Genomic DNA, 25,298 nt, shown 5'->3' on the forward strand with positions numbered 1-25,298 from the left:
GATGAGGATTTAGCTTTTGGCAAAATTGGTCTAATTGGTGTAATCACGAACATGCATTCTTTCTAAGGAGGTATGAAATTCGTTAACTATAGCGCCTCCATTCAATGTATTTGATTGTTATAGGTGCGCTGGCCGTTTCACCAATCACATAGCCTTTAGATAAGTTAACGTTGGAATTGTCTGTGGTAGATTAGTCAATGTGTTCCTTTGGATTTAGATGCCAATAGTATTATGGTTCTGGTGAATCGTACGTGGTTAAATCTGCACATCAGTAAATGCTAGATTAGGCTTTATAGTATTTGGAAAAAGATAAAGGGAGCTTTTGCCCGTTTCCAAAGTCCTTAAACTAAAGCTAAAATCATCGCCCTACTAAGATGGTTCGTTACAATGATGTGTGCTTACTGATTGCAACGATAGAATGGGACAAACAAGTATCAACTAAAGGTATTAATGTTCATCACCTTTACGATAAGGCATGTTAATTTCCAAGTCTTCTATCTGCTTAGCCTGCGCATTAGGTGAGCCAGTATTCCTAGCAAGTAAATAATAAGCAGTTGGCACGATATACAGGGTTAAGAAGACCGAAACTGTCACACCTGCAAATATCACCATACCAATAACTGTTCTACTCTCAGCCCCTGCACCGCTGGCTAAAACCAGTGGTAGTGAGCTAAAAATAGTAGTAAAACCAGTCATTACTATAGGCCGTAACCTTTGAGTCGCCGCTTTTCGTAGGGCTTCTTCAAACTCTACCCCCACATCCCGTAATTGATTGGCAAACTCAACAATTAGTATACCGTTTTTTGCGGCTAACCCAATTAACATCACCAAACCAATCTGACTGTATATATTTAAAGTCATACCAGAAAAATATAAACCAATAAAAGCCCCTACTAGCGCCATAGGCACAGTTAACATGATCACTAAAGGATGGATCCAATTTTCAAATTGAGCCGCTAGGACCAAATAGGTGATGGCTAAGGCTAAGGCAAAAATAAATAAAATCGAGCCACCTGACTCTTGGTATTGTTGAGACTCACCTTTATAATCAATAGCGACCTCATCAGGCAGTTCAGTATCGACAATGTTACGTAAATATTCTAATGCTTCACCTACCGTATAACCGTCGGCCAAGTTGGCACTAATAGTGACACTGCGCATTCTATTGTATCGATTGAGCCTCGATGAAGTGGCGTTTTCACTCACAGTCAATAAGTTATCTAAGGGGATCAATTGATTAGACTGAGACGAACGAGCATAAATATTCTCAATGCTCGAGGGACTACGATAATCTTCTTCCCAGCCTTCCATGATGACATCGTATTCTTGGCCTTTATCAAGAAAAGTGGATACCCGCCTTTGCCCTAACATAGTCTCGAGAGTGCGACCTATATCACTAATAGACACACCTAAATCTGCGGCTCGGTTTTTATCGATATTGACCAATAATTGTGGCCACGTTTCTTTATAATCAGAGTCTATTCGCACTAAATTAGGATTTTCTCTAGCTTTAGTTAAAACGATATCTCGCCACTCTACTAGCTCTTCATAGGTATTACCTTGCAACACAAATTGTACCGGTCGGCCGAGTCCACGTCCCCCGATCCCACTGCGCATGACGGCAAAAGCAGTGACGTCAGGGATATTGACTAATTTACCGCTGATTTCATCCATCAAATCAAAGGTCGACCCCTTCTTATCTGGGCCAATAGCGGTACCAACTATCGCTATACCGGCAGTCCCTCCAAAACCAGGAGTACGCACTATGATACGTTCAGCTTCACCCGTTGCTGTATAAGGCAGTAATATACTCTCAATCTTTTTCAAATTAGCAGCATTACTCTCAAAACTCGAGCCTTCTGCACTTTGCATCAGTATAAAAAAATTGCCCCTGTCTTCTTTAGGCACAAATTCTCCGGGTAATATTTGTACCAACTTAAACAAAGCGACTATGCTGCCAATCACCAGCATGCTCATTAACCATGGTTGATGAATAGTTGTGCCTAGACCGTTGAAATATCCTCGCTCAATTTTACTAAATTTAGTGTCCACCCAATGAGAAAATCCTGAAGGATGACTGCGTTTTTTTAATAGTTTGGAGCACATCATAGGGGACAGCGTTAAGGCAGTAACACTAGAAAAGGCCACCGCTGCAGCGATGGCCAAAGCAAATTCAGTAAACAATCTACCAATATTGCCTTGCAAGAAAACCAAGGGGATAAATACAGATATTAACACTAAAGTGGTGGCTATGACCGCAAAACCGACTTCTCTTGCGCCTCGATAGGCAGCTAATATAGGTGGCTCGCCCATTTCTATTCGCCTGGAAATATTTTCCAACACAACTATGGCGTCGTCTACCACTAACCCTATTGCTAAAACCATAGCTAATAAGGTTAGTAAGTTAATAGAGAAGCCCAAGGCATACATAACGATGAAAGCTGAAACCAGAGACACAGGCACAGTGACTGCTGGGATCAACGTTGCCCGTATATTGCCTAAAAACACATATATAACGAGCACCACCATCAAGATAGCAATGGCCAAAGTTTCATATACTTCGTTTATCGATGCTTCAATAAACACTGAGGAGTCATAACTTGAAACGATAAAAATATTATCTGGCAGAGTCTGTTCGATACGTTCAATAGCGGCTTTTGCAGCCCTAGCCACTTCGAGTGTATTAGCCTTGGACTGTTTAACAATGCCCAGCCCAATCATGTTTACGCCGCCGCCACGAAACTCTGTCTCATCGTCTTCAGCGCCTAATTCGACTCGTGCAACTTCTTTAAGTTTCACTAAGTAACCATCGGCACTGGCCTTAATCGTTAGGTTGGAAAAATCTTCTGGACTGAGAAAACTTCTTGCTACCCGGACTTCAAAATCCCGATCGATAGATTCAACTTCACCGGCAGGTAATTCGACATTCTCAGAACGTATAACGTTCTCGATATCGGTCACGGTAATATCTCTGGCAGCCATGGCATTTCTATCTAGCCACACCTTCATCGCGTATCTGCGTCCGCCACCTAATTGAACGCGTGCAACCCCTTCTGCAACGGATAAACGGTCAACTACAAATCTATCAGCATAATCTGTTAATTCCATCACCGATAGATTATCACTGCGCAGGTTGTACCAAACGATAACGTCTTCGTCTGAGTTTGATTTTGACACCTCAGGTGGTTCAGCTTGATCAGGTAGGTTGTTCAGTACTCGGCTAACCCTCTCTCGCACATCATTCGATGCGGCATCAATATTTCTAGATAGGTCAAATTCAATACTGATAGATGAACGGCCATTACGGCTACTGGACTCAATATTTTTGATGCCTTCTATACCACTAATCCGCTCTTCTATTAACTGAGTGATACGCGTCTCCACAATCGAGGCTGAAGCACCAGGATAATTCGTGTTGATCGACACTATCGGGGGGTCGATGTCAGGATATTCGCGCAAAGACAATAAACTAATGGAGACGACACCAAAGACCACCAGTAACAAATTAACAACTGTGGCAAAAACAGGTCGCTTAACCGATACATCTGAAAGAAACATGGTTTACTCCTTTATCTCATCAGCATTAAGAACTTTGACTTTTGAGCCATGTCTTAATTTTAATGCTCCTTCAATCACAACCAGTTCACCTTCATTTAAACCCGAAACAATTTGCACTTTGCCAGGTTTCCGCAAGCCTATTGTCACTTGCTTTCTTGTTACCGTTTCACCGTTCACTACAAACACAAAATGTTTGTCTTCTACTGGTACTAAGCTCGCTTCTGGAAGCGTTAAAGTAGTCAGCATTTTCTTCTGTAAGTTAATCTGTAACAACATACCAGGACGTAATTTAAAATCTTGATTGTTAATGTTTGCTCGAATTTGGATCGCACGAGTAGCAGGGTCAACCCTAGATCCAATACTGACTATCTTGCCTTCGAATATTTCATCTGGGTAGGCAATGGAAGTGGCTCGAATATTTTGACCGATAGCCACACTGGGTAAGTGAACCTCGGCAATATTAAAATCAACTTTAATAATGGATAAATCATCTAAGGTAGTAATGGCATCACCGGGCCTAACTAGCGCCCCAACACTCACTTGACGCAGTCCCAATAAACCATCAAAAGGTGCTCTCACTTCAAGTGCTCGCATCTGAGTTTTTAATACATTCATTTCCGCTCTCAGGGCATTCACCTCGGCTTGTTGTTCGTCTAATAGTTGTTCAGACGCGACATTCTTTTTAGCGAGGTTGGCGATCCGCTTCAACTGGCGGTTTGCTTCCTGTAAATCAACGTCTAAAGCCGCTAATCGGGCTTTTTCTTCTAAGTCGATTAATGTCAGTAATACCTGACCAGCTTTGACCCTATCACCATCGTCAAAATGTATTTTCTGAACAATATCAGAAGTTTGTGTTGTTATAAGTACAGACTCATTTGCTCTACCTGTACCTAAAGCTTCAACCACTACCTCAAACTCTTCTTCAATGGTGCGATGCACTTTGACTAACGTGGTATTGGCTTGTTTGACTTGCTCAGACACATCCTTTGGCAGATACAAATACACCACTAAGCCTAAACACAACACAACGGCAATTAGCAGAGGAGAAACTTTTAACCCTTTAGACATTTGGTGACCTATTTAAATAAAAAAACTGAATAAAACCTGTGTAGCAAATTTTGAATTGCTAGCCTTTACAATTAATCGTGGAGAATGGGGAGATTAATGTGATAATAACTCATATTCATACCGCGGAGATACGTAACATTGTGCTGAATAGATTGTTTATAGCCATAACAATCTTGGTGATGGGGTGCAGTAGAGACATCCCTGCCGACCCTATGTGCCGAACTAATACATTATATACAGAAACCAAGCCCTCCGCAGCATGCCTGTCTTATAAAATCCAACATTCAACTGTTAGCAGTCAAAAATAATAATGATGATGGCTGGAATTTACCCACTCATAAACAACAAAATTTAATAAGCGCCCAATGCACAGCGCACCAAGCGGTTTGGGAAACAACGGGGCTAAATGTTGAAGTAGGTCAATTACTGTTTACTGCCCCTAACCAAACCCAATACTTTGAGTGCAAACTGACAGATGCCTTTTCTAGCCATCTGCAGGTATTTCCTGTTCCATCGTGGGCTCAACGCAACACCACTCACATATCTTTGATCAACCCATTTGAGACAGAACCAGACCATTGGGTAAACGACATTGATGTGATTACATTGCGTGAAGTGTATAATCGATTAGAATGATTTTTCATTGATCGTCGCCTAAAAGCAGCGAACATTCATGCAATTTCTCTCGCCACATCAACACTTATAATAGTCATTACATCGACTTTTAGGAACCAAAACCATCTAACAACAGTATAATCCCTACAACATTAGACTTTCAGAGATCTGTTTCTATGCCCCAATACACTCGCTCCAATAAATGACATGCAATTTGTACTGCATGATTGGTTAAACCTGTCGGCACATTATCAAAAACTAGGCTTAGAAGATTTTGATCAAGAGCTAGTCAATGAGATTCTGAATCAAGGAGCCAAGTTTTCAGAAGAAGTGATTGCCCCACTTAATCGCGAAGGCGATGAACAGGGCTGCAAGCTTACCAATGGCATAGTTACCACTCCTGAGGGTTTTGCAGCGGCCTATCAAGAATATATCGCCAATGGCTGGAACGCGATGCTAGGAAGTGCCGACTATGAAGGTCAAGATTTACCTCACACCATAGCCGTTCCTGTGCAGGAAATGCTGAGTTCGGCCAATATTAGCTGGAGACTCACCAGTATATTGACTGAAAGTGCTGTACTTGCTGTCACCAAACATGCAAGTGAAGAACTAAAAAAACTTTATCTTGCAAAACTCATTTCAGGCGTGTGGACCGGCACTATGTGTTTGACCGAACCACAAGCCGGCACAGATTTGAGTTTACTGTCGACTAAGGCTGAACCTAGTAACGATGGCAGTTTCAATATCACTGGCGGTAAAATATTTATCTCCGCCGGGGATCATGATTGGACCGATAATATTGTTCACTTAGTACTTGCCCGTTTACCCGGCGCACCGACTGGCGTAAAAGGTATCAGCCTATTTTTAGTCCCTAAATTTTTGCTCGATGCCAGTGGCTCACCCGCACAAGCAAATAGTTTATCAGTAGGCAGCATAGAAAAAAAGATGGGGCTCAAAGGTAGCCCAACCTGTGTCATGAATTTCGACGATGCCAAAGGTTTCTTAGTGGGCGCACCTCATACCGGTTTAGCCTGTATGTTTACTATGATGAATGACGCGCGCTTTCAGGTGGGTTTGCAAGGCTTGTCCATCAGCGAAGCCTCATATCAAGGTTCACTGACTTATGCCATAGACCGCTTACAATCTCGTGCTCCACAAGGCATTCAGCAAAAAGATAAAAAGGCCGATGGCATTATCCACCAGCCAGATGTGCGCCGAATGTTACTCACCCAAAAAGCCTTAGTAGAAGGGTGTAGAGCTTTCTCGCTTTTGTATGCTCAGCAAATGGATATCGAAAAATTTGCAAGCGATGCCATTGATATAAGCAAAGCCAATAACGTTATCGCTTTTTTAACGCCTATCGCGAAAGGTTTTATGACAGAAATGGCTACAGAGTTAGCTAATTTGGGAATACAGATATATGGGGGGCACGGCTATATTCGCGAATGGGGCATGGAGCAGTTAGTGCGGGATGCCCGTATCACTCAGCTTTACGAGGGTACCAACGGTATACAAGCAATGGATTTGATTTCTCGTAAGTTAGCCAGAGATAAAGGCACTATGCTGCAAGACACTCATGCCTTGTTTACCAGTAAAGTTGCCGAAATATGCGACCCACAAACCAAAACTCAGGCACAAAGCTTACTGCAAGAATGGTTAAATACCGCCGAGCAACTTAAGGCCTTAAACGCCATTGACTTAGCCGCTGCAGCTACCGATTTTATGCACTACAGTGCTTATTGCCTGCTTGGCGTAATTTGGCTGAGCATGGCAGATACAGCGAGTAGAAGTACCAATAAAAAGATTAAACACGGCAAAGCAAAAACCTGTGAGTTTTATATCAAAAGGCTGTTACCTAGAAAAGACGGCTTTAAAGCAAACTTGTTTAATGGGGCTGAAGATTTGATGGCTTTGAGAGATATGGAATTTGATTATCATTAACCAGTAAACTTAAACGTCAAATAAGTCAAAATATAAAATGCGGTTGATTCAATACTAACCGCCTTTTTTATTTTGCCAAAGTGATAGATTAAGCCTTATAACGGTAACCTGCAAAGACTAACAGAGCAGCAGCTAATAGGTTAAGCGTTGCTTTGTTAAATTCAATACAATATATTTTTTCAGATAGCAATTATGTCAAATGACCAACACAGAACCACCAGCTGCAATAAAGAAAAAACACACCTCAATCAATAATGTGAATGAAACACCAATCTCAATAATGATCATGCCATCAGCAGGATAATCATTTGGTTATTTGGTTCAGTCTTCCTCAAGCTCTCCATATTTTCTAGAAACATTGATTCAATCCATTACTTAACAAGCAGCTTGCTTTTTTAATAAAACCACATTAATCTCACAGTGACATCACAATGATATCATAAAGGAGTTTTCATGATTACTGAAAAAAAAGGTTTTTCGATTAATGGGTACTTGGCTTTTTTTGTCGTATTACCCTTATTACAAGTTAGCTTTGGCATTATGCTCGCAAACAAAATATTTATCCCTGTCAGTATTGTTTGCTCCATCATTGTTCTAATTTGCTGGGCGGGTTTCTTTATGGTGCAACCGAACCAGGCCAAAGTCATGACTTTATTCGGTAGTTATGTGGGCACAGAAAAACGTAATGGCCTGCGCTGGACCATCCCATTTTTTATGCGTAAAACCGTGTCTTTACGAATTCGTAACTTTGAATCAACCAAAATTAAAGTGAACGATAACTTAGGTAACCCAATAGAAATCGCCACTATAGTCGTTTGGTCTGTAACAGACTCAGCGGAAGCCATGTTTGAGGTGGATGACTATGAAAGTTACGTCACCATTCAAACTGAATCAGCCCTTAGGAATATGGCCAGCAGCTATTCCTACGATCCGCAAGATGATAATAATACTGACATTGCCTTGCGCAGTCATCCTCAGCATATTTCTGAAATGTTGAAACAAGAAGTCCAAGAACGTCTGGGTAAAGCGGGGTTAACAGTACTTGAGTCCAAAATTAGTCACTTGGCTTATTCACCAGAAATTGCCAGCGCCATGTTACAGCGTCAGCAAGCTACCGCTATAATTGCTGCTCGCAGCAAGATTGTGGAGGGTGCAGTAGGTATGGTTGAAATGGCACTGGATAGACTCAAATCGAGAGGTGTGGTTGAACTTGACGAAGAACGCAAGGCTATGATGGTCAGTAATTTGTTAGTGGTATTATGTGGTGATAAGAATGCTCAACCCATCATCAATAGCGGTAGTTTATATTGAGGAACATCGGATATGCAGTGGGAATACAAGGTAGTGAATTCAAAAATTAAGGCCAAAGGGTTCATTATTACTGAACCAGATGTCAATGGCTTTGAAAACAGTCTAAATGAATTGGGTAGGCAAAACTGGGAACTAGTCAGTTGCAGTATACCTTCAGCCAGTGCTTGGGGGGGCTCTCATATCCAAGCGGTGCTTAAACGACCTAGGTAGGTAAACGTGTCAAAAAAAGCTTTTCCTCTTAGAATAAACGCTGACGTATTGGCAGCTATGCAACGCTGGGCAGATGATGATCTACGGAGCGTCAATGCCCAAATCGAGTATATTCTCAGAGACTCCCTAGTGAAACACAGTCGTGTCAAATTGGTGCAAAAAGTCACCACTGAAGTGGTCGATGCTAACGATCCAAAAACCAGTTAGGCTGACTTTAAACCTAATAAAGTCAGCACTGTTAGCTTTTCGCTGTTAACCCAATTAAGCTCGTCTATAATGGCGCATAACAAGTAATAAGGATAACAGTAGAAAACTCCATAAACTGGCGCTGCCACCATGCTCACGAATAACCACTACCTGAATTGACTCGTATTCTTTGCTTTCAAGAGATAACAAATATAAATCGGCGTCGTTATTACCATCATAAACAGCCACTAGTTCATCGCTGGATGCGTCGTATATTTCAATTAACACCTCATATTCAGCGGAAGGAAAACCGTTTAACAGTTCACTTTCCACCACAAAACTATCGTCACTGTTGTCATAAAAGATGCTGAAGTTAACAGTAGTATGATATTCCTTGAACACCTCATCTTTACCTAAATATAACCTGGCATACACTTCTGCAAAGCTATATTCGGTATCGGCGTCGAACTCCACCGAAAAGTAGTTAAAATAGCCGTCTCTGTCGTGATCACTATATAATTCGACCCATGCATCAAAAATCCAAAATTCTTGGTTCGATGACTTTGCTTCTGGCCTGACAGTCAAGATTTTAGCCTGTGTATCCTTTTTACGACTATCGCTAGTCGCTGTTTTAGACTTAGCATTGGGAGTAATAGACAACAGATTATTCTGATTATCATGTGACGTTTTGTAAATCACCCTACTTGTCTGCTCGAATTGTTTTTCAGTTGACTGGGCACTCCAACTTTCATTGTCTTTACCCCATGTCAGACTAGATAAAAATAAACCACTTAACACTAACAACTTTAATTTTTTCATTTCATGTTCCTTTCCAAACTTAAGCTCAGTGTGGAATAAAAAACATGAACAAAAACTGAAGATACCCTTAATCAACTATGTTCTCTATATCGCTATTTGCCGATCAGTTTTTGCCAATGTATGCTAAGGCGATGATATTAAGCATCATTAAAATTCTGATGTTACCAATAACGGCTGGTTTGTTATTTAATCACTTCCTACATGGATGTTTTTCAATAGTTGATCGCGCTATACCGAAGTTATCTAGGGTGGGTATCACCATTATAATTACTGTAATCACAGCTGCAGGCCGCAATAGTTTACTCAACATAGGCGCGGTGTTAGTTGTGTTGGTGTGGATATTGGTAAAAAATATACTCAGATAAGTGTTGGATTATGGCACAGCAAAATTATTCGCCATGGACGAAGCCTTGTCGTGCACCATAGCTTTTAAAGTAGGGTTGCAAACTTTGGACTCGCATCAGGTATTACTTTAGAAATGGGGCGCGTTGCTAGCATGGGACTCACCCCTGCAGTATTCAGCCCATTGATGAATAAGACAGGCTCATCAATGACTGCATGCTGGCGAAGCAAACATCCTACTGTGCCATCAGAATAAGTGAATAATCTAAAAGATATAATTGTTCCTAAAACTAGCTAGGAACATTATTTAAAGCCGCGTTTTTCCTTGATCATTTCATAGGCGGATTGAATATCTTGGGTTTTATTTTTTGCTAGCTCCAACGCTTGTTTGGGTAAACCTTTAGAGACTAACTTGTCTGGGTGATGTTCACTCATCAACTTACGGTAGGCTTTTTTAATACTTTTATCGTCATCGGCCGTTGTCATACCGAGAATTTTATACGCGTCATCCAAGGATTCCTGGGACGAATACTTTTGTCCATTGGCTTTTTGTTTTTCACCGCCACCTTGTCTAAAACGCATTTCTGCTTCAAATGCTGACATTAAGTAGAATAAATCGTGATGGCTATAACCTAAATATTGAGACACTGTCTCTAAAATAGTTTGTTCGGCTTTATCTAATTTCCCGTCAACATAAGCCGCTTGAATTAAAATTTCTAAATACACCTGTAAAATATCGCGGCGACCATGGCAGGACTCTTTAAATTCTTGAACCGTTTGTTTCAGGGCGAAGTCTTCAGCTTTACCTTCTCTAAAAGCTTGTTGTGCTTCTTTGCGCATATCGCCTTCAAGATTCATCTGATCCATCAAGGCGCTAGCCATACGTATTTCGACATCACTCACCTTGCCATCCGCTTTGGCAACATGCCCCATAACCGAAAACAGACAGTGGAAAAAAATAGCTTGGGTTTTAAATTCATCCTGACTAGCAAAAAACCGGTTGAAACCTCCGGTTTGATTAAAGTTTTTGCTGTACCCTTTGTCGAACATATGCCCTACAAAAAAGCCTAAAACTGCGCCCAGAATGCGTCCAAACATAAACCCAAAAATGGTACCTAATATTTTGCCTATCATCTGATTCCGTTAACTATTTGTTTTATTTAATTCGGCTAATCTTTGGGGTGTGCCGACGTCTGTCCAATGTCCAGTAAGATGTTGCGCGCCGATTACCCCCTGCTTGATAGCTGCTCGCAACATAGGTGCTAAAGGTTTAACGTCAGCATTTATCTGTGCAAAAAAACCTTTGTGATAAACGGCTATTCCACTGAAAGTCATTTTACAGCCTTGTTCAGGGTGCAAATCATGTCCAGTAAAATAAAAATCCCCACCAGGATTATGATTTGGATTATCAACCATCACTAGGTGTGCCTCAACCCCTTTGGGTAAATAAGTAGGTAATGTGTCAAAGTCAAAATCAGTAAAAATATCGCCATTGACCACAGTAAATAGTTCATCCTCTTTATTTGGACAGAGCAATGGCACTGCGTTGCTGATGCCTCCGGCCGTTTCTAATGCTTGGCGCTCGGCAGAATAGAGTATGTCCAAACCAAAACGTTCACCCGTACCCAAGACACTTTCAATCTGTTGACCTAACCATGCATGATTAATAACAACTCGCTCATACCCTGAACGTTTTAGTGCTTCAAGGTGATATTCAATTAAGGTTTTACCCTTTATTTTTAATAGCGGTTTAGGAACTGAGTCAGTTAAAGGCCGCATCCGCTCACCTCTACCTGCAGCTAAAATCATCGCAGTATTAAGCGTCATGATGAGGTAGCTTTATTTTTTGCATTTAATTTTAGCAAGACGTCAGGCAACACTCGTTCACGAACAAAAATAGCGAACTCAGAATATTCAGGGTATTGACTGGCTTCATCAATCAGATAATCCAAAGTATGAGGAATGTCTGCAAGAAAACTTGGTTTATTGTCGCGTATACACAAACGAGCAAAGATCCCTGCAATCTTGATATGCCTCTGCATCCCCACACAATCAAACCACATTTTAAATTCAGCCCAAGGGTACTGCACATAATATTCTGCATGCCAATTTTGTAACCACTGCAACACTTTTACTTTTGGCCAGTCTTGATAACTGTCCCTTAGTAACGAAACTGCATCATAAGTAATAGGCCCAACTACCGCATCTTGAAAATCAATCACCCCTATTTCATCATTTTCAAGCAACATTAAGTTACGTGAGTGGTAATCTCTATGTATGCCTGCCTTAGGTTGTATCAGGCATGTGTTTTTGACTTCAGTAAACACCTTGATGAGCATATTTTGTTCTGCAACCGTCAAACGTAACTGCAGATATTGACCCAATAACCAATCTGTAAAAAGACTTAACTCCCTGTCGATAAATGCGTCGTTAAAAACTGGCAATGGCCCTTTTTCAGTAGATAAACAACTTTGAATAATGGGAATATTGGCCAGTGCTTTGGGATAAAGCAGGTCACTAGAATCAACGGTTAAAATATCACTAAACAAGCGATGACCGAAATCTTGCTGAAGATAAAATCCCTGTGCAAGATCGTAGGCGTATATTTCGGGTACATTTATCCCTTTTTCTCGGTAACTTTGCGCCACAGCAATATATTGGCTAGTATTTTCACTTTTTGGAGGCGCATCGACTGCAATAATAGACTGCTCATGATGAACGAATCGAAAATATCGACGAAAACCGGCATCTCCAGCCACTATTTCTAACGATTGACAATCGAAGTCAGTATTTTGGTTAATCCATATATGTAATTGTTGTTGTCGAAGTTGCTTGAAAGTTAACGGTGTTTCCAAGGGGATCTCTTATTATTGAACGATGTTTGCTGCTAAATTAAAGGTAAGAATGGCGAAATATAGGTTTTTTTGCAAGTTTACTGGTAAATCCCATTGAAACCTTAAAATTATACGTTAATACGTTGTTTTAAACCCAACCTTAGGTCACTTTGTACTTGCCTAGTATACAAAACAAACAAATCTTATTTATCAGTCTTCTGCTTATGTCGATTGGGCTAGCCGATGCTCAAGAAGCCTGTTTTGTTCCATTGGCTGGGCCTAATTTCGATAATTCGCTGCTTGAAGGGCAAATTCAAGTCAAGTCTGAAGATAGTGAAATCAACCAAGATACGTTTGCTCGATTCAAAGGCAAAGTAGAAATCGATAGCTTTGAAGCCAAAATTAAAGCGGACGAAGCGTTACTCAATCGTCAAACCCAAACTTTGAATGCCACTGGCAATGTGAGTTTCCAAGACAATAACATCACTGTATCCAGTCAAAAAAATGCAGCTGAATAGAGTGACAAATGCATTACTCATTGAAAAATCTTTGTACCAGCTAAACAAGGTGCAAGGTCACGGCAAGGCAGAAAAAATTGGCATTGGCGAAAATACAGGTATTAATCTTATAGAGTCGAGTTTTACTTCTTGCCCAGTGAACGATGAAGTGTGGCGTATCCAAGCAAGTAATATAAAAATCTCACCCGACCAATCTAGAGGAGTGGTAAAACACGCACGATTTTATATTAAAGACATACCAGTGTTATATTTACCCTACTTTTCCTTCCCAATTAATGACCAAAGACAATCTGGTATCCTCTACCCAAGTATTTCTAGTAATAGTTCCACGGGGTTAAGTGTCGAACAACCTGTGTATTGGAACATTGCGCCCAACTATGATTTAACCTTTAGCCCAAGGTTTATGACCGAAAGAGGATTGCAGCTTAAAACTGAATTCAGATATTTAACCGAGGAACATACTGGCCAGGTAAATATTGAGTATTTACCAAGCGACCAAGACCTAAACGATGATACCGAGCGATATTTTTATCGATTTGTGCACAGTGGGAAGATTGGTGAAAATTGGCAGATTAATGCTGATATTAACGGTCTGAGTGACGACAATTATATTGTTGACTTAGGTTCTGATTATTACAATCGAGCCGACACCCATTTATATAAAACACTAGGTCTGAGTTACTTTTCACAGAGCCTAGATTTTACGGCGCAATTTAGAGACTTTGAAGTACTAGGCGACCACCCGGACAGTTATCGTGCATTACCCGAAATAAGACTCAATTATTTAACGCCAATCGGCTTAGGCGCCGAATTCCAACTGAATTCAGAATTAGCCTACTTTGAAAGTGCTGAATTAGATAACCCAACCGCAACGCGCTTTCATATAGCGCCTACAGTTCGTTATCCGTTTCAAAATCAATGGAGTGAATTTTTAGCAGAAGCAACTATCTTGCATACTCGATATCTTCAGAAAAACGTTCAAAACTCAACGCTTGAAAAAAATATTTCCCGCACTTTGGGTCAAGCCAAAGTTTATGGTTCCTTGGCGTTTGAAAGGCCAGCAAGTTGGTTTGGAACAGAGGCCACCCAAACCTTTGAACCTAAAGTCCAATACTTATACACCAGCTTTGAAGACCAGAGCAACATTGGTCAATATGATACGACTCGGCTTTTTAATGACTTTGCGGGGTTATTTAGAGGGCAAGAATTTACAGGCCTAGATCGTATCAGCGACAACAATCAAATTACTGTCGGTATAACATCAAGGTTTATTGATAATAATAACCAAGAGCGTTTTAAATTAAGCTTAGGACAAATATTTTATCTAAAAGATAATCAAGTGGTGGATGCATCTAAAAATGATGACCGTTCGGCATTAGCGGCAGAACTAGATTGGCAAATAGGGAGTAAGTGGTTTGCCCATACCCAGGCTCAGGTTTCAACAATTACCGATAGAGTCGAACGTAGTAGTTTATCTTTGGAATATCAACTTTCCAAAAACAAGATTATTCAAATAAACCATCGGTATGTTAGGGATTTATCCTCAGAAAAAATTAATCAAGTGGGTATCACAGCCAGTTGGTCCTTAGCAAAAAATTGGCAATGGGTGGGCCGCTGGTATCATGACTTAGAACAGAACAGGACAGTGGAGAGTTATACCGGTTTGCAATATGAATCATGTTGTTGGAATGTCAGTTTTGGTGGCTCAACGTTATTTAAGCAACCGTTTCGACAATAATGGGGCACAAAGTACCACTGAATTTGAGTCGGGCTTTCATGTATACTTCACCAGTCGAAACTTATTAAGAGATGGGTTGTTTGGATATAGACGCCCTTATGTATTGTACTAAAGTGAAGATTGTTTGGTTATTAACGATCTTATGCAATGAATTAAAGTGAAGGTTGTTTGGTTATTAGACAGATCTTATGTAATGGACTAAAGTGAAGGTTGTTTGGTTACAGACAGACTTATGTATTGAACTATTTAGGGTTTGAGTTAAACTAATTGTTGCTAACCTTTTGACATACCAACCCGCGTAATCTATCAAACGCATTTAACTAAAAAAGTAAAGATAAACATGAAATTAATAGTAGTAGCCCTTTTAATCAGCTCTTTCTTATCTATCAAGGCAGAGGCAGCACCTGAACTATTAGATAGCGTATCCGTGATTGTGGATCAGGGTGTGGTGTTTAGAGAGTCAGATAACTGAATTAATAGCAGTGGTAAAACTTAATGCAGTGCTTAATAACCAATCTCTGCCTTCTGACCGAGCTTTGCGCACCCAAGCGATTGAAAAACTGATCATTGATAATTTGCAAACACAAATGGCAGAACGTATGGGGATCCAGATCAGTGATCCACAGCTTGAGCAAACTATTCTGAATATTGCTCAGGGCGAAAACATGAAGATTGCCCAGTTTCGTGAAAAAGTCGCCCAAGAAGGAGTCAGCTATGACACCTACCGCGAAGAGATACGCAAAGAACTCATACTAGGTGAAGTTCGCCGTGCCAACGTACGCCGCCGTGTTTACATTACCGAACAAGAAATTAATAATCTAGTCACCTTAATTGATGAACAAGGCGATGAACAAGCGGAATACAACTTGGGGCATATCTTAATTGAGTTTCCACCTGAGCCAACAGATACAGATATAGAGCAGGCTAAAAACCGAGCCAATAAAGTAATTGAACTGCTTAATAAAGGTTCAGATTTCGCCAAAAATTGCCACGGCTTCTTCAGGTGGCTCTCTGGCGTTAGAAGGCGGCGACATGGGCTGGATGAATATCAACTCCATGCCCACCTTATTTGCCGAAGCGGTGCAAAAAAAATCCAAAGACGACTTAATAGGTCCGATTAGAAGTGGCGCGGGTTTTCATATTTTGAAGGTAAAAAGACCTTCGTGGTATCGAAAAGATCGAAATAGCCGAGGTAAACGCACGACACTTTCTAATCACACCATCTGTAATCTTAAGCGATGAAAAAGCAGAAAAAATGCTCAAAGAATTTCGTGGACAAATTTTGGCGGGTGAAGCGGACTTTGCAGCATTGGCCAAAGAGCATTCGGCCGACTCAGGATCTGCGTTAAAAGGGGGAGAATTAGGCTGGGCAGATCCAAACATCTATGTGCCTGAATTCATAGCTACCCTAAATAAATTAGAAGTGGACGAAATCAGTGATCCTGTTCGCTCTCAATACGGTTGGCATCTGATGCAATTAACCGGCAAACGTTTAGGTGATGCGACTCAAAAACGCAAAGAAGAAAAAGCCTATCAGTTGTTATTTCAACGTAAATTTTCCGAGGAATCTGAGGTATGGTTGAGAGAAATACGTGCCAGTGCTTATATCGAAGTATTAACGCAGCAAGGCGAATAATTGAAACCATTAAAGTTGGCCATTACCCCTGGTGAGCCTGCGGGAATTGGTCCAGATTTGCTGTTGGGTCTTGCCCAAAAAGAATGGTCAGTACAATTGGTAGCTTTTGCTGATGGCGACATGCTCAGGCAACGTGCTAAACAACTCAACCTGACCATTACCTTAGTGCCATATGATGTAAGCATTGCGCACACTTTGCCTGCTGGGCAATTATTTTTAGTCGATATCAAAACTAAAGTGCCCGTTATCAGCGGTCAGTTAGATAGCGAAAACGGCCATTATGTAGTGGAGACTTTGCGCCAAGCATGTAAAAAAAATATAGATGGTGAATTTGATGCGGTAGTGACAGGCCCTGTGCACAAAGGCATCATTAATGATGCCGGCATCTCTTTTAGTGGTCATACTGAGTTTTTTGCACATGAGTCTAACACCAATGATGTAGTCATGATGTTAGCGACAGAAGGACTAAGAGTCGTGCTTGCCACCACCCATATTCCTTTAGCTTATGTCTCTAAAGCGATTACCTTCGAGCGTCTTCACAAAGTACTTCGCATAGTCAATACCGACTTAATGCTGAAGTTTGGTATCAAACGCCCCCATATTTTTGTATGTGGTTTAAACCCTCATGCTGGTGAAAATGGGCACATCGGCAAAGAAGAAATATTGGTTATCATACCCGCACTTGATGCTTTGCGCGAAGAGGGATTGAATATCACAGGGCCTTTACCCGCTGATACTATTTTTAATCCGAAATACTCAGAACAAGCTGACGTTGTGTTAGCTATGTATCATGATCAAGGACTCCCTGTATTAAAATATAAGGGCTTTGGAGCTTCCGTTAATATCACTTTGGGCTTACCTTTTATTCGTACATCTGTGGATCACGGTACAGCATTAGATTTAGCCGGTAGCGGTCATGCAGACGCCGGCAGCTTTAATCTTGCCATCGAAAAAGCCATATCAATAGCAGCGCAAAAAGAATGACTAAACAACATTTAGGGCATACAGCAAGAAAACGTTTTGGACAGAATTTTTTACATGATAACTATATCATCGACCAAATAGTTACTGTCATCGGGCCTCAAAAAGATCAACACATGGTTGAAATTGGCCCGGGGCTGGGTGCGTTAACTGAGCCAGTTTGCGAATTAATAGATTCACTCACTGTTATTGAACTTGATAGGGATCTAGCCGCTAGGTTAAGAACCCATCCTTTTATTGCTAGCAAATTGACCATTATTGAAGCCGATGCACTAAAATTCGATTTTTCTCAGCTACTATCCCAAGACAGCTTATCAGATGATAAACCTTTGCGTATTTTCGGTAACCTACCCTATAATATTTCAACACCCTTGATGTTTCACTTATTCTCTTTTGCCAATAAAGTACAAGATATGCATTTTATGCTGCAAAAAGAAGTGGTTAATCGCTTAGCCGCCTCTCCAGGTAATAAAAGTTATGGTCGTTTATCTGTTATGGCACAATATCATTGCCAGATAATACCTGTATTACAAGTGCCACCAAGTGCATTTAATCCTCCCCCTAAAGTAGACTCAGCAGTAGTTAGGCTTGTTCCCCATCAGCAAAAACCGGTATCTTTGATCAACGAAGACACCTTGCATAAAGTATGTGCCCAAGCATTTAACCAAAGGCGCAAAACTATTCGCAATAGCTTAAAAGAGAGCCTAAGCGAACAACAACTCATCGATATAGACATTAACCCCGAATTACGTGCTGAAAATTTATCGTTACAACAGTATGCAAAAATCGCCAATGCGGTAGACTCTTTAATATAAAATTCAAAGTGTATGGCAGTGTCAAATAACAGATGAAGCAAGTTAATAAAGTTGAGATTACAGTTAAGACTGAGTATCTAAAAAACCAGATACCCGATAAAGATAAGTATGCGTTCGCGTATAAAATATCCATCCAAAATAATGGTCAACATCCAGTACAGCTTATTAATCGATATTGGCTTATCACTGATGGTAATGGTAAAAAAACAGAGGTACAAGGTCCTGGTGTGATAGGTGAACAACCCCACATTTACCCTGGTGAGTCTTTTAACTACACCAGTGGCGCAGTATTAGATACGCCAGTGGGAACGATGCAAGGCTACTACGAAATGCAACAAAAAGATGGCGACCATTTTGAAGCAGCTATCAGCGTTTTTAGTTTGGCTGTTCCTAACGTAGTTAATTAACACTTGTGGCTACTTATATTGTAGGGGACATTCAAGGTTGTTTTGAGGGGTTGCAGGCACTTCTTAGAAAAGTCGAATTTTCACCTATTAACGACCGCTTAATTGCAGTGGGAGATTTAATTGGCCGCGGCAACCAACCGCTTGAAACACTGGATTACCTGTATTCTTTAGAAGACAGTTTTGATACAGTTTTAGGTAATCATGATTTAAATTTATTAGCCATTTACGCGGGCATTCGCAAGGCAAAACCCAATGATAATTTGGACACATTACTCGCCAGTCCAACACTCAAAACACATATCAATTGGTTGAAGTGCAAACCACTCGCTTTGATGGCCGACCAAGATACGTTAGTGACACATGCAGGCCTATATCCTCAATGGTCAGTAAAAAAAGCACTTAAACTTAGCAGTGAAGTCAGTGAGAAATTGCACTCAAACGATTGGAAAGCATTTTTAGCCAACATGTATGGAAATGAACCTTCAACTTGGAAAAAGTCATTGCAAGGCGCAGAAAGGTTTCGCTTTATTGTCAATGCCATGACACGTATGCGTTTTATTAAACATCATGATGAACTTGATTTTAGTTGTAAAACGTCACCAGATTTAGCGCCTGATCACCTAACACCTTGGTTTAATATAAAAAATCAAAAACTCAAAACAAACCAAAAAGTGGTATTTGGACATTGGGCTTCACTGAATGGAAACACTAAACTTCAACAATTTCATGCCCTAGATACTGGCTATGTTTGGGGACAAAACATGACCATACAAAGGCTGCCAAGTGGGAAAATATTTTCTATAAAATATCAAGATTAAGTAAAATCACTCGAAACCAATACAATTTATTGAACATTAGCCTAAAAAATACAAGTATTAAGAATAGAAATTATTATCCATTCGCGTTCATAATAATGAATAAGATGTAGTTGCATAAAGGTAAGCGTCCGGCAATCCCACCTAGTCTTTAGCAAATCGCCATGGTAGCAGTGGCTCGATATCGGTGTTTTGAACCGAGACTTGTTCAAGTAAATGCATCATATAGTCGAACGGCGTTAGTCCGTTTGCCTTTGCAGTTTCTATAATGCTGTACAGTATGGCACTGGCCTTAGCGCCTTTGGCCGTTTGACTAAACAACCAGTTCTTTCTGCCTATGACGAAGGGTTTTATCGCGCGCTCAGCGCGGTTATTATCGATGTTCAGGTGACCATATTGGGTGTAAGTGTTGAGTTTACTCCACTGATTTAAGCAGTAGGTGATGGCTTCGCCTAATTTGCTTTTTGCCAATACCTGCGACTCTGATTTTATCAGCCACGCTTCGAACTGTTTGAGCAATATAGTGCTCTTTTCCTGCCTTACTTTCCGCCTGTTATCAGGTGCACTCGCTTTTATTTGCGTTTCAATACGATACAGCTTTTGAATATGGTTAAGTGCCCAATCGGCTCTGCCGCTAGATTTTTTGCCCTGTGCGGTTTTGGCTTCAACGAATTTACGTCTCGCATGGGCCCAACAGCCTGCGAGTGTCGCTTGGGTTTTGTGGTAACCCGCATAGCCATCCACTTGTAGATACCCGTTGTAACCCTGTAAATAATCCACGGCACATTGACCCGCGCGACTCGATTGATAGTCGTACAGCACGATATTTGGGATGTCAGTATTGGGTAATTTCCCTTCAGGTGAGTCGGCGCCTGAGGTATACACCCACATATAGCATTTCGCTTTATCTTCGCTGACGACTTTTAAGGTGGTTTCATCAGCGGCAATGACGCCTTGCTTAAGTATCAATTCGTGTAAATGGTCATATAGCGGTGTGAGCAAGTCAGCGCACCTCAACATCCAATCGGCCATAGTTTTGCGGCTCAGTTCAATACCGTATTGTTTGAACATCGCTTCTTGACGATACAGTGGCAACCCAAATTGATATTTACTGGTGATTACCTGACTAAGTAAGCTTGGTGTCGCATAACCTTTAGGGATAACTGAAGGTGGCACCGGTGCTTGTTTGATGTGATTGCTAATGCCGTCCTTTTCACATACACGACACGCATACTTAGGACGAACATGCTCTATCACTTTAACTTGAGCAGGGATGAATTCAAGCTTTTCAGTCTTGTCTTCACCTATCTTGTGCAATTCATTGTTACAGCAAGCACAGACTTTATCTTCCTGTGCAATATCATGGATAACCACTTCACGAGGTAATGTTTTTGGTAATGGTTTACGCTTAGGTTTATTGCGTGTGTAGCTGATGTCTTCTTTTTCGACAGGTGTTTCAGCAACCAGCTCTTCTGCTTCATTAAACAATTCACCTTGACCAGGGTGACCTTCGCTACTCGCCCCAAATTGTTTTTGTTGGGCAAGACGAAACTGCTCTTCAAGAAACTGATTGCGACTTTCTAATCGTTCAACTTGCTTGCTAAGCTCGGCTATTTGTTGGCGTAGTTGGGCTTTATTCATGTCACTTATTATAACCCTAAGTGACTGTTTTCAATTAGATTAAAACGTGATCGTTAAATGCTACTTATGATCGTACGTTATAACCCAGAGGCCGTGTAATCCAAGCTGCGATGTCCAACGACATCATAGCCACCGAGCAACCATGTTAACTGCTGCTCACTCAAATTAGTGTGTTTGAGTTGGCCACACTTAGGCCATTTGAAGCGTTGTTTCTCCAACCGTTTGTACCATAATGCAAACCCGGTTTTATCCCAGTATAAGAGTTTGAGTTTGTCTTGTTTTTTGTTACAGAAGATAAATAATGCACCGGAGAATGCGTTTAATGTTAATTCACTTTCGATAATCGCCAGCAAGCCATTAATCGACTTTCTAAAATCAACATGCTCAAGGTGCAAATAAATGTCATCTGGCTCAACGAACATTCTCATGATTGCAGTGCCTTAACGAAACTTGCCAACCAAACAGGCTCGCAAGACGTCGAAAAAGATAACGAAACCTCGCCCAATCTGACAGATACTGATGGTTGAATAGTCGCGTCGATAGCAGACTTGCTAGCTTTTACAAAACGAGGCGGGTTAACTTGCTGTTGTAATCGCCCACGAAATTTATAAAAACTTGATGTGCTAACTCTGTGCTCTTTACAGAAATCAACAATGGCTAACCCACTCGTTTGTTGTTGGCTTATCAATTTCTGCCATTCATCTAGTGTTTTATGCTTCATAATACCTCCCATTACAGTGAGGAAGTATTTTCGAATGAATAATGGATGACTGCTAGGCGTGGATCACCGGACGCTTACGCATAAAGTAGCAGACCAATTATAAAAAAATATTCGGTGAGATTTGAGACGAGGAAAAATCAAAAATATAGGATTTTCCGTAAAATTGGCCGTGAGAATAAACATTCAAAAGATAGCTCTATTGCCGATAGCTATTTTATTTGTATACACTATTTCACTGTCATCTAGTTTAGGAAATGAATCATCAATTACTTTTCTACCACTGCCACTGCCAAACGCCTTAGTCTCGAGCCGAAGGCTCTTTTCGCTAAGCTTCAGGAAGTTAACCACATTGTGCGCGAGTCTGATAAATGGGCTTTAACTGCAAAAGGTAAGCTGGCCGGTGGCAGGATCAAGACCTCTGTAAAATTAGGTGATTACATTGAATGGCCTGAAAATTTTGATTTAACTCAGTTACCTGCTCACCAAAGTCCTGATATCCCAGTTGAGCTGGTGAGTTCGACTAAGATAGCCAAAGAATTTGCCATATCTGCCAACAAGTTGAATTATCTCTTTTCAGAGCTTGGATGGGTCAATAAAAGTTTAAAGGGTTGGATCGCAACCGTTCAGGGGCTCAAACAAGGCGCAATTCAAAGTGAAGATACTCGTTCAGGCGTGCCTTATGTTAGATGGCCAGAGTCGATCACTCAATCAAGATTACTGCTCAGCTCCATAGACGATATTACAGGTTCAACAAGCCAATCACCTAGCTCATCTGACGATACTAAGACCGCATCAACCTCAATGGGCTATAGTGAAAATGTTGAAGCCAAACACCGAGCGACTGACGGGCATTTTGTTCGTTCTAAAGCTGAAATGCTGATTGATAACTGGCTGTATATGGCTGAAATAATCCATGCTTATGAACACAAGCTACCCATTGAAGAAAACGTCTATTGTGACTTCTATATCCCCACAGGCAAAGTCTATATTGAGTATTGGGGTTATGATGATGATCCTAAGTATTTTGCCCGCAAAGCAAAGAAACTAGCCGTCTACAAAAAGTATGGGTTCAAACTTATTGAACTTGATGATACTGATGTGCAAAATTTAGATGATATTTTACCTCGAATGTTATTAAAATTTGGGGTGCAGGCTTATTAGATAAAGATTACCTGCATGCTCTGACTTGCATTGGACCCCGCGCGGTATTGGAGTCCTATTTTTGACTTGGATCCCTTTCTTCATTGGTTGAACTTCCCATTGCACGTTACCTTTGGTCAGAAATCTTATAAAAAACCCTAATATAAATGTTAAATAGCGTTTATTTTTTAGTATCTTGTGAAACACTGACAATATAAATTCAAGATCAGTATTGCTAAATATTTGCATAAAGCAGGTTTGGATGGGCTAGAAGTCTACCCGATGTTGCAAACTTACAAGCATTCAATGATCTAGCGTATCGCTTCAAGCAAACAGCAAGGTCGAAACGTCTTTATTTTGAAAACCATATACATTTATCAAAGATATGGCTTGTATCAGTCTGAACGGCTAGATATTTTGAAGAGAGTCCCGCTGGGGTATCAGAAAAAAAGTTTAAACAATGTCTAAATAAAATGGGGACTTGTCAATATCATTCAGCTATCAAACTATCAGTAAACCTTTACTTTTTCTTATCAATTAAAAACCCGAAAGTGGTATGAGTAATGCTACGGGTATCGCAATATTCTGCTAATACAGATGAGGTAAATATCTTCAAAATACAGACTATTTGTAATAGTCTGTATTTTGAAATAATGTACTTCATTCTGACAAGGCAAAACATGAAATTGAGTAAACGACAATTTTTAATAGCCAGTGGCGCTACCCTAGTAGCGTTGCCTCTTGGCCAAAGGGCCATGGCATCCACAACAACTGCTACCACAACTGCTAAGAGTGTCAAAAATAAAGATTTAAAAAGCTTAACCGACAACGTCAAGCCTATTTCAGTCACAGAACGCAAGGCGCGCATTGCAAAAGCCCAACAGCTAATGCAAAAACACAATATTGCAGCCATGATATTAGAGCCTGGTGCTGCTATGGATTATTTTAGCGGTATTCAGTGGTGGCGCAGTGAACGACTCACAGCAGTGGTGATCCCGAATGAAGGCGAAATAGCCGTTGTTTGCCCGTTTTTTGAAGAGCCCAGCATTCGGGAAAGCCTTGCAGTTGGTGAGGACGTGCGCGTTTGGCAAGAGCACGAAAGCCCTTTTGAACGAGTCAAACAAATACTGTATGACCGAAAGATCACCCAAGGCACCCTCGCCTTTGAAGATTCGGTGCGCTATTTTGTGCAGCGCGAAATCATGTCGCTGTTACCCAAGATGCAAGATGTCAGTGCTGAGCCTATTACCTTAGGCTGTCGCATGTTTAAAGACACACACGAATTACAATTGATGCACAAAGCGAATGAAATTACCCTAACCGCTTATGCGAATGTTTGGTCACAACTGGAATTAGGCATGAGCCAGTCACAGGTAAAAGACTTAATGTCTTCAGCGCAATCTGCTTTGGGCGGTAGCGATATTTGGAATATGGCATTATTTAACGAAGCCAGCGCCTACCCTCATGGTACTAATCAACAACAAACTATCCGCGAGGGATCAATAGTGTTGATGGATTGTGGTTGCAGTGTTGAGGGTTATCAATCTGATATTAGCCGAACATTTGTGTTTGGAGAGCCAAGTAAAAAACAACAAAAAATCTGGAATACGGTTAGAGAAGGCCAACGTATTGCCTTTGAAACCGCCACACTTGGCACTCCCGCGGGTAAAGTGGATGATGCAGTACGCGCTTATTATATGCGACAAGGTTTAGGCCCTGATTACAGATTACCAGGACTTTCCCATAGAACAGGCCATGGCATAGGTATGCAAGGTCATGAGCCCGTTAATTTTGTCCATGGCGAAACCGAAACCTTAAAACCGGGCATGTGTTTTTCTAATGAACCCGGCATATACCTACCTGGTGAGTTTGGGGTGCGTTTAGAGGATTGTGTGTATATGACAAACAAAGGCATCCAGTGGTTTACCGTTCCACCTGACTCTCTGGCCTCACCTATTGGTAAACTGGCTACTCTTGCTATCTAATAATAAAAATAAGAGAA

At 40.9% G+C, this 25,298-nt stretch carries 22 protein-coding genes and 1 pseudogene; 14 read left to right on the forward strand and 9 right to left on the reverse strand.

Features of this window, described 5'->3' with window-relative positions; all coding sequences use genetic code 11:
• Window positions 1-447 precede the first annotated feature (447 nt).
• Together Q0Y52_RS01085 and Q0Y52_RS01090 are read right to left on the reverse strand one after the other, a co-directional pair.
• Window positions 448-3,558: an efflux RND transporter permease subunit gene (locus Q0Y52_RS01085; RefSeq protein WP_297816880.1), complete on the reverse strand. Its 3,111-nt coding sequence runs from the start codon at window positions 3,556-3,558 to the stop codon at window positions 448-450.
• Between the two features lie 3 nt (window positions 3,559-3,561).
• On the reverse strand, window positions 3,562-4,626 hold the full coding sequence (locus Q0Y52_RS01090) for an efflux RND transporter periplasmic adaptor subunit (protein WP_297816884.1): 1,065 nt from the start codon (window positions 4,624-4,626) through the stop codon (window positions 3,562-3,564).
• A gap of 783 nt (window positions 4,627-5,409) precedes the next feature.
• Between Q0Y52_RS01090 and Q0Y52_RS01095 the strand changes: the two genes are divergently transcribed.
• From Q0Y52_RS01095 to Q0Y52_RS01110, 4 genes are all read left to right on the forward strand, one after another.
• Entirely contained in the window at window positions 5,410-7,182 is a 1,773-nt protein-coding gene (locus tag Q0Y52_RS01095; RefSeq protein ID WP_297818075.1) for an acyl-CoA dehydrogenase family protein, read from the forward strand.
• Window positions 7,183-7,638: 456 nt separating this feature from the next.
• Complete coding sequence (locus Q0Y52_RS01100) at window positions 7,639-8,493, forward strand: SPFH domain-containing protein (protein WP_366939223.1); 855 nt, start codon at window positions 7,639-7,641, stop codon at window positions 8,491-8,493.
• 12 nt (window positions 8,494-8,505) lie between these two features.
• Entirely contained in the window at window positions 8,506-8,703 is a 198-nt protein-coding gene (locus Q0Y52_RS01105) for a DUF4177 domain-containing protein (RefSeq protein WP_271861867.1), read from the forward strand.
• A gap of 6 nt (window positions 8,704-8,709) precedes the next feature.
• The gene (locus Q0Y52_RS01110) at window positions 8,710-8,910 is read left to right on the forward strand and encodes an Arc family DNA-binding protein (protein WP_297816892.1); all 201 of its coding nucleotides are present in this window, start codon (window positions 8,710-8,712) and stop codon (window positions 8,908-8,910) included.
• 54 nt (window positions 8,911-8,964) lie between these two features.
• Here Q0Y52_RS01110 and Q0Y52_RS01115 read toward each other — a convergent pair whose 3' ends face one another.
• Window positions 8,965-9,708, reverse strand: a complete 744-nt coding sequence (locus Q0Y52_RS01115) for a choice-of-anchor H family protein (RefSeq protein ID WP_297816894.1) — start codon at window positions 9,706-9,708, stop codon at window positions 8,965-8,967.
• A gap of 77 nt (window positions 9,709-9,785) precedes the next feature.
• Here Q0Y52_RS01115 and Q0Y52_RS01120 point away from each other — a divergent pair, with 77 nt between their 5' ends.
• A complete protein-coding gene (locus Q0Y52_RS01120; protein ID WP_297816897.1) occupies window positions 9,786-10,073 on the forward strand; it encodes a hypothetical protein in 288 nt (95 codons plus the stop codon).
• A gap of 280 nt (window positions 10,074-10,353) precedes the next feature.
• Here Q0Y52_RS01120 and djlA read toward each other — a convergent pair whose 3' ends face one another.
• Genes djlA through Q0Y52_RS01135 form a run of 3 tightly spaced genes read right to left on the reverse strand, consistent with a single transcriptional unit; the run spans window position 10,354 to window position 12,905 of the window.
• The gene (gene djlA / locus Q0Y52_RS01125) at window positions 10,354-11,184 is read right to left on the reverse strand and encodes a co-chaperone DjlA (protein ID WP_297816900.1); all 831 of its coding nucleotides are present in this window, start codon (window positions 11,182-11,184) and stop codon (window positions 10,354-10,356) included.
• A 9-nt stretch (window positions 11,185-11,193) separates the two neighbouring features.
• The gene (gene murU, locus Q0Y52_RS01130; protein ID WP_297816903.1) at window positions 11,194-11,877 is read right to left on the reverse strand and encodes an N-acetylmuramate alpha-1-phosphate uridylyltransferase MurU; all 684 of its coding nucleotides are present in this window, start codon (window positions 11,875-11,877) and stop codon (window positions 11,194-11,196) included.
• Entirely contained in the window at window positions 11,874-12,905 is a 1,032-nt protein-coding gene (locus Q0Y52_RS01135) for a phosphotransferase (RefSeq protein ID WP_297816905.1), read from the reverse strand. The genes murU and Q0Y52_RS01135 overlap by 4 nt, the downstream gene beginning before the upstream one ends.
• Before the next feature lie 203 nt (window positions 12,906-13,108).
• Here Q0Y52_RS01135 and Q0Y52_RS01140 point away from each other — a divergent pair, with 203 nt between their 5' ends.
• The 7 genes and pseudogenes from Q0Y52_RS01140 to Q0Y52_RS01170 all read left to right on the forward strand — a co-directional run bounded on the left by Q0Y52_RS01140 (window position 13,109) and on the right by Q0Y52_RS01170 (window position 19,797).
• Window positions 13,109-13,402 carry a hypothetical protein gene (locus Q0Y52_RS01140; protein WP_297816906.1) on the forward strand — a complete coding sequence of 98 codons (294 nt, stop codon included), beginning with the start codon at window positions 13,109-13,111 and terminating at the stop codon, window positions 13,400-13,402.
• A 1-nt stretch (window position 13,403) separates the two neighbouring features.
• Window positions 13,404-15,140: an LPS assembly protein LptD gene (lptD, locus tag Q0Y52_RS01145; RefSeq protein ID WP_297816908.1), complete on the forward strand. Its 1,737-nt coding sequence runs from the start codon at window positions 13,404-13,406 to the stop codon at window positions 15,138-15,140.
• 340 nt (window positions 15,141-15,480) lie between these two features.
• A pseudogene (surA, locus tag Q0Y52_RS01150) lies at window positions 15,481-16,776 on the forward strand (peptidylprolyl isomerase SurA).
• Window positions 16,777-17,760 carry a 4-hydroxythreonine-4-phosphate dehydrogenase PdxA gene (pdxA, locus tag Q0Y52_RS01155; protein WP_297816911.1) on the forward strand — a complete coding sequence of 328 codons (984 nt, stop codon included), beginning with the start codon at window positions 16,777-16,779 and terminating at the stop codon, window positions 17,758-17,760.
• A complete protein-coding gene (gene rsmA, locus Q0Y52_RS01160; RefSeq protein ID WP_297816913.1) occupies window positions 17,757-18,572 on the forward strand; it encodes a 16S rRNA (adenine(1518)-N(6)/adenine(1519)-N(6))-dimethyltransferase RsmA in 816 nt (271 codons plus the stop codon). Before pdxA ends, rsmA begins: the two co-directional genes overlap by 4 nt.
• A gap of 32 nt (window positions 18,573-18,604) precedes the next feature.
• Window positions 18,605-18,979 (forward strand): Co2+/Mg2+ efflux protein ApaG, encoded by a 375-nt coding sequence (apaG, locus tag Q0Y52_RS01165; protein WP_297816914.1) that lies wholly within the window; start codon window positions 18,605-18,607, stop codon window positions 18,977-18,979.
• Between the two features lie 5 nt (window positions 18,980-18,984).
• Entirely contained in the window at window positions 18,985-19,797 is an 813-nt protein-coding gene (locus Q0Y52_RS01170; RefSeq protein ID WP_297816917.1) for a symmetrical bis(5'-nucleosyl)-tetraphosphatase, read from the forward strand.
• 141 nt (window positions 19,798-19,938) lie between these two features.
• Here Q0Y52_RS01170 and Q0Y52_RS01175 read toward each other — a convergent pair whose 3' ends face one another.
• The 3 genes from Q0Y52_RS01175 to Q0Y52_RS01185 all read right to left on the reverse strand — a co-directional run bounded on the left by Q0Y52_RS01175 (window position 19,939) and on the right by Q0Y52_RS01185 (window position 22,156).
• On the reverse strand, window positions 19,939-21,435 hold the full coding sequence (locus Q0Y52_RS01175) for an IS66 family transposase (RefSeq protein ID WP_297816919.1): 1,497 nt from the start codon (window positions 21,433-21,435) through the stop codon (window positions 19,939-19,941).
• A gap of 77 nt (window positions 21,436-21,512) precedes the next feature.
• On the reverse strand, window positions 21,513-21,863 hold the full coding sequence (gene tnpB, locus Q0Y52_RS01180) for an IS66 family insertion sequence element accessory protein TnpB (RefSeq protein WP_297816922.1): 351 nt from the start codon (window positions 21,861-21,863) through the stop codon (window positions 21,513-21,515).
• Window positions 21,860-22,156, reverse strand: coding sequence for a hypothetical protein (locus Q0Y52_RS01185; RefSeq protein ID WP_297816924.1), 297 nt, complete (start codon window positions 22,154-22,156; stop codon window positions 21,860-21,862). The genes tnpB and Q0Y52_RS01185 overlap by 4 nt, the downstream gene beginning before the upstream one ends.
• A gap of 351 nt (window positions 22,157-22,507) precedes the next feature.
• On the opposite strand from Q0Y52_RS01185, the gene Q0Y52_RS01190 reads away from it, so the two are divergent.
• Together Q0Y52_RS01190 and Q0Y52_RS01195 are read left to right on the forward strand one after the other, a co-directional pair.
• Window positions 22,508-23,317 (forward strand): glycerol kinase, encoded by an 810-nt coding sequence (locus tag Q0Y52_RS01190; RefSeq protein WP_297816926.1) that lies wholly within the window; start codon window positions 22,508-22,510, stop codon window positions 23,315-23,317.
• Window positions 23,318-23,976: 659 nt separating this feature from the next.
• On the forward strand, window positions 23,977-25,281 hold the full coding sequence (locus Q0Y52_RS01195) for a Xaa-Pro peptidase family protein (protein ID WP_297816930.1): 1,305 nt from the start codon (window positions 23,977-23,979) through the stop codon (window positions 25,279-25,281).
• Window positions 25,282-25,298 lie beyond the last annotated feature (17 nt).

It is taken from the genome of uncultured Paraglaciecola sp., from assembly GCF_943787955.1.
Taxonomy (GTDB): Bacteria; Pseudomonadota; Gammaproteobacteria; order Enterobacterales; family Alteromonadaceae; genus Paraglaciecola.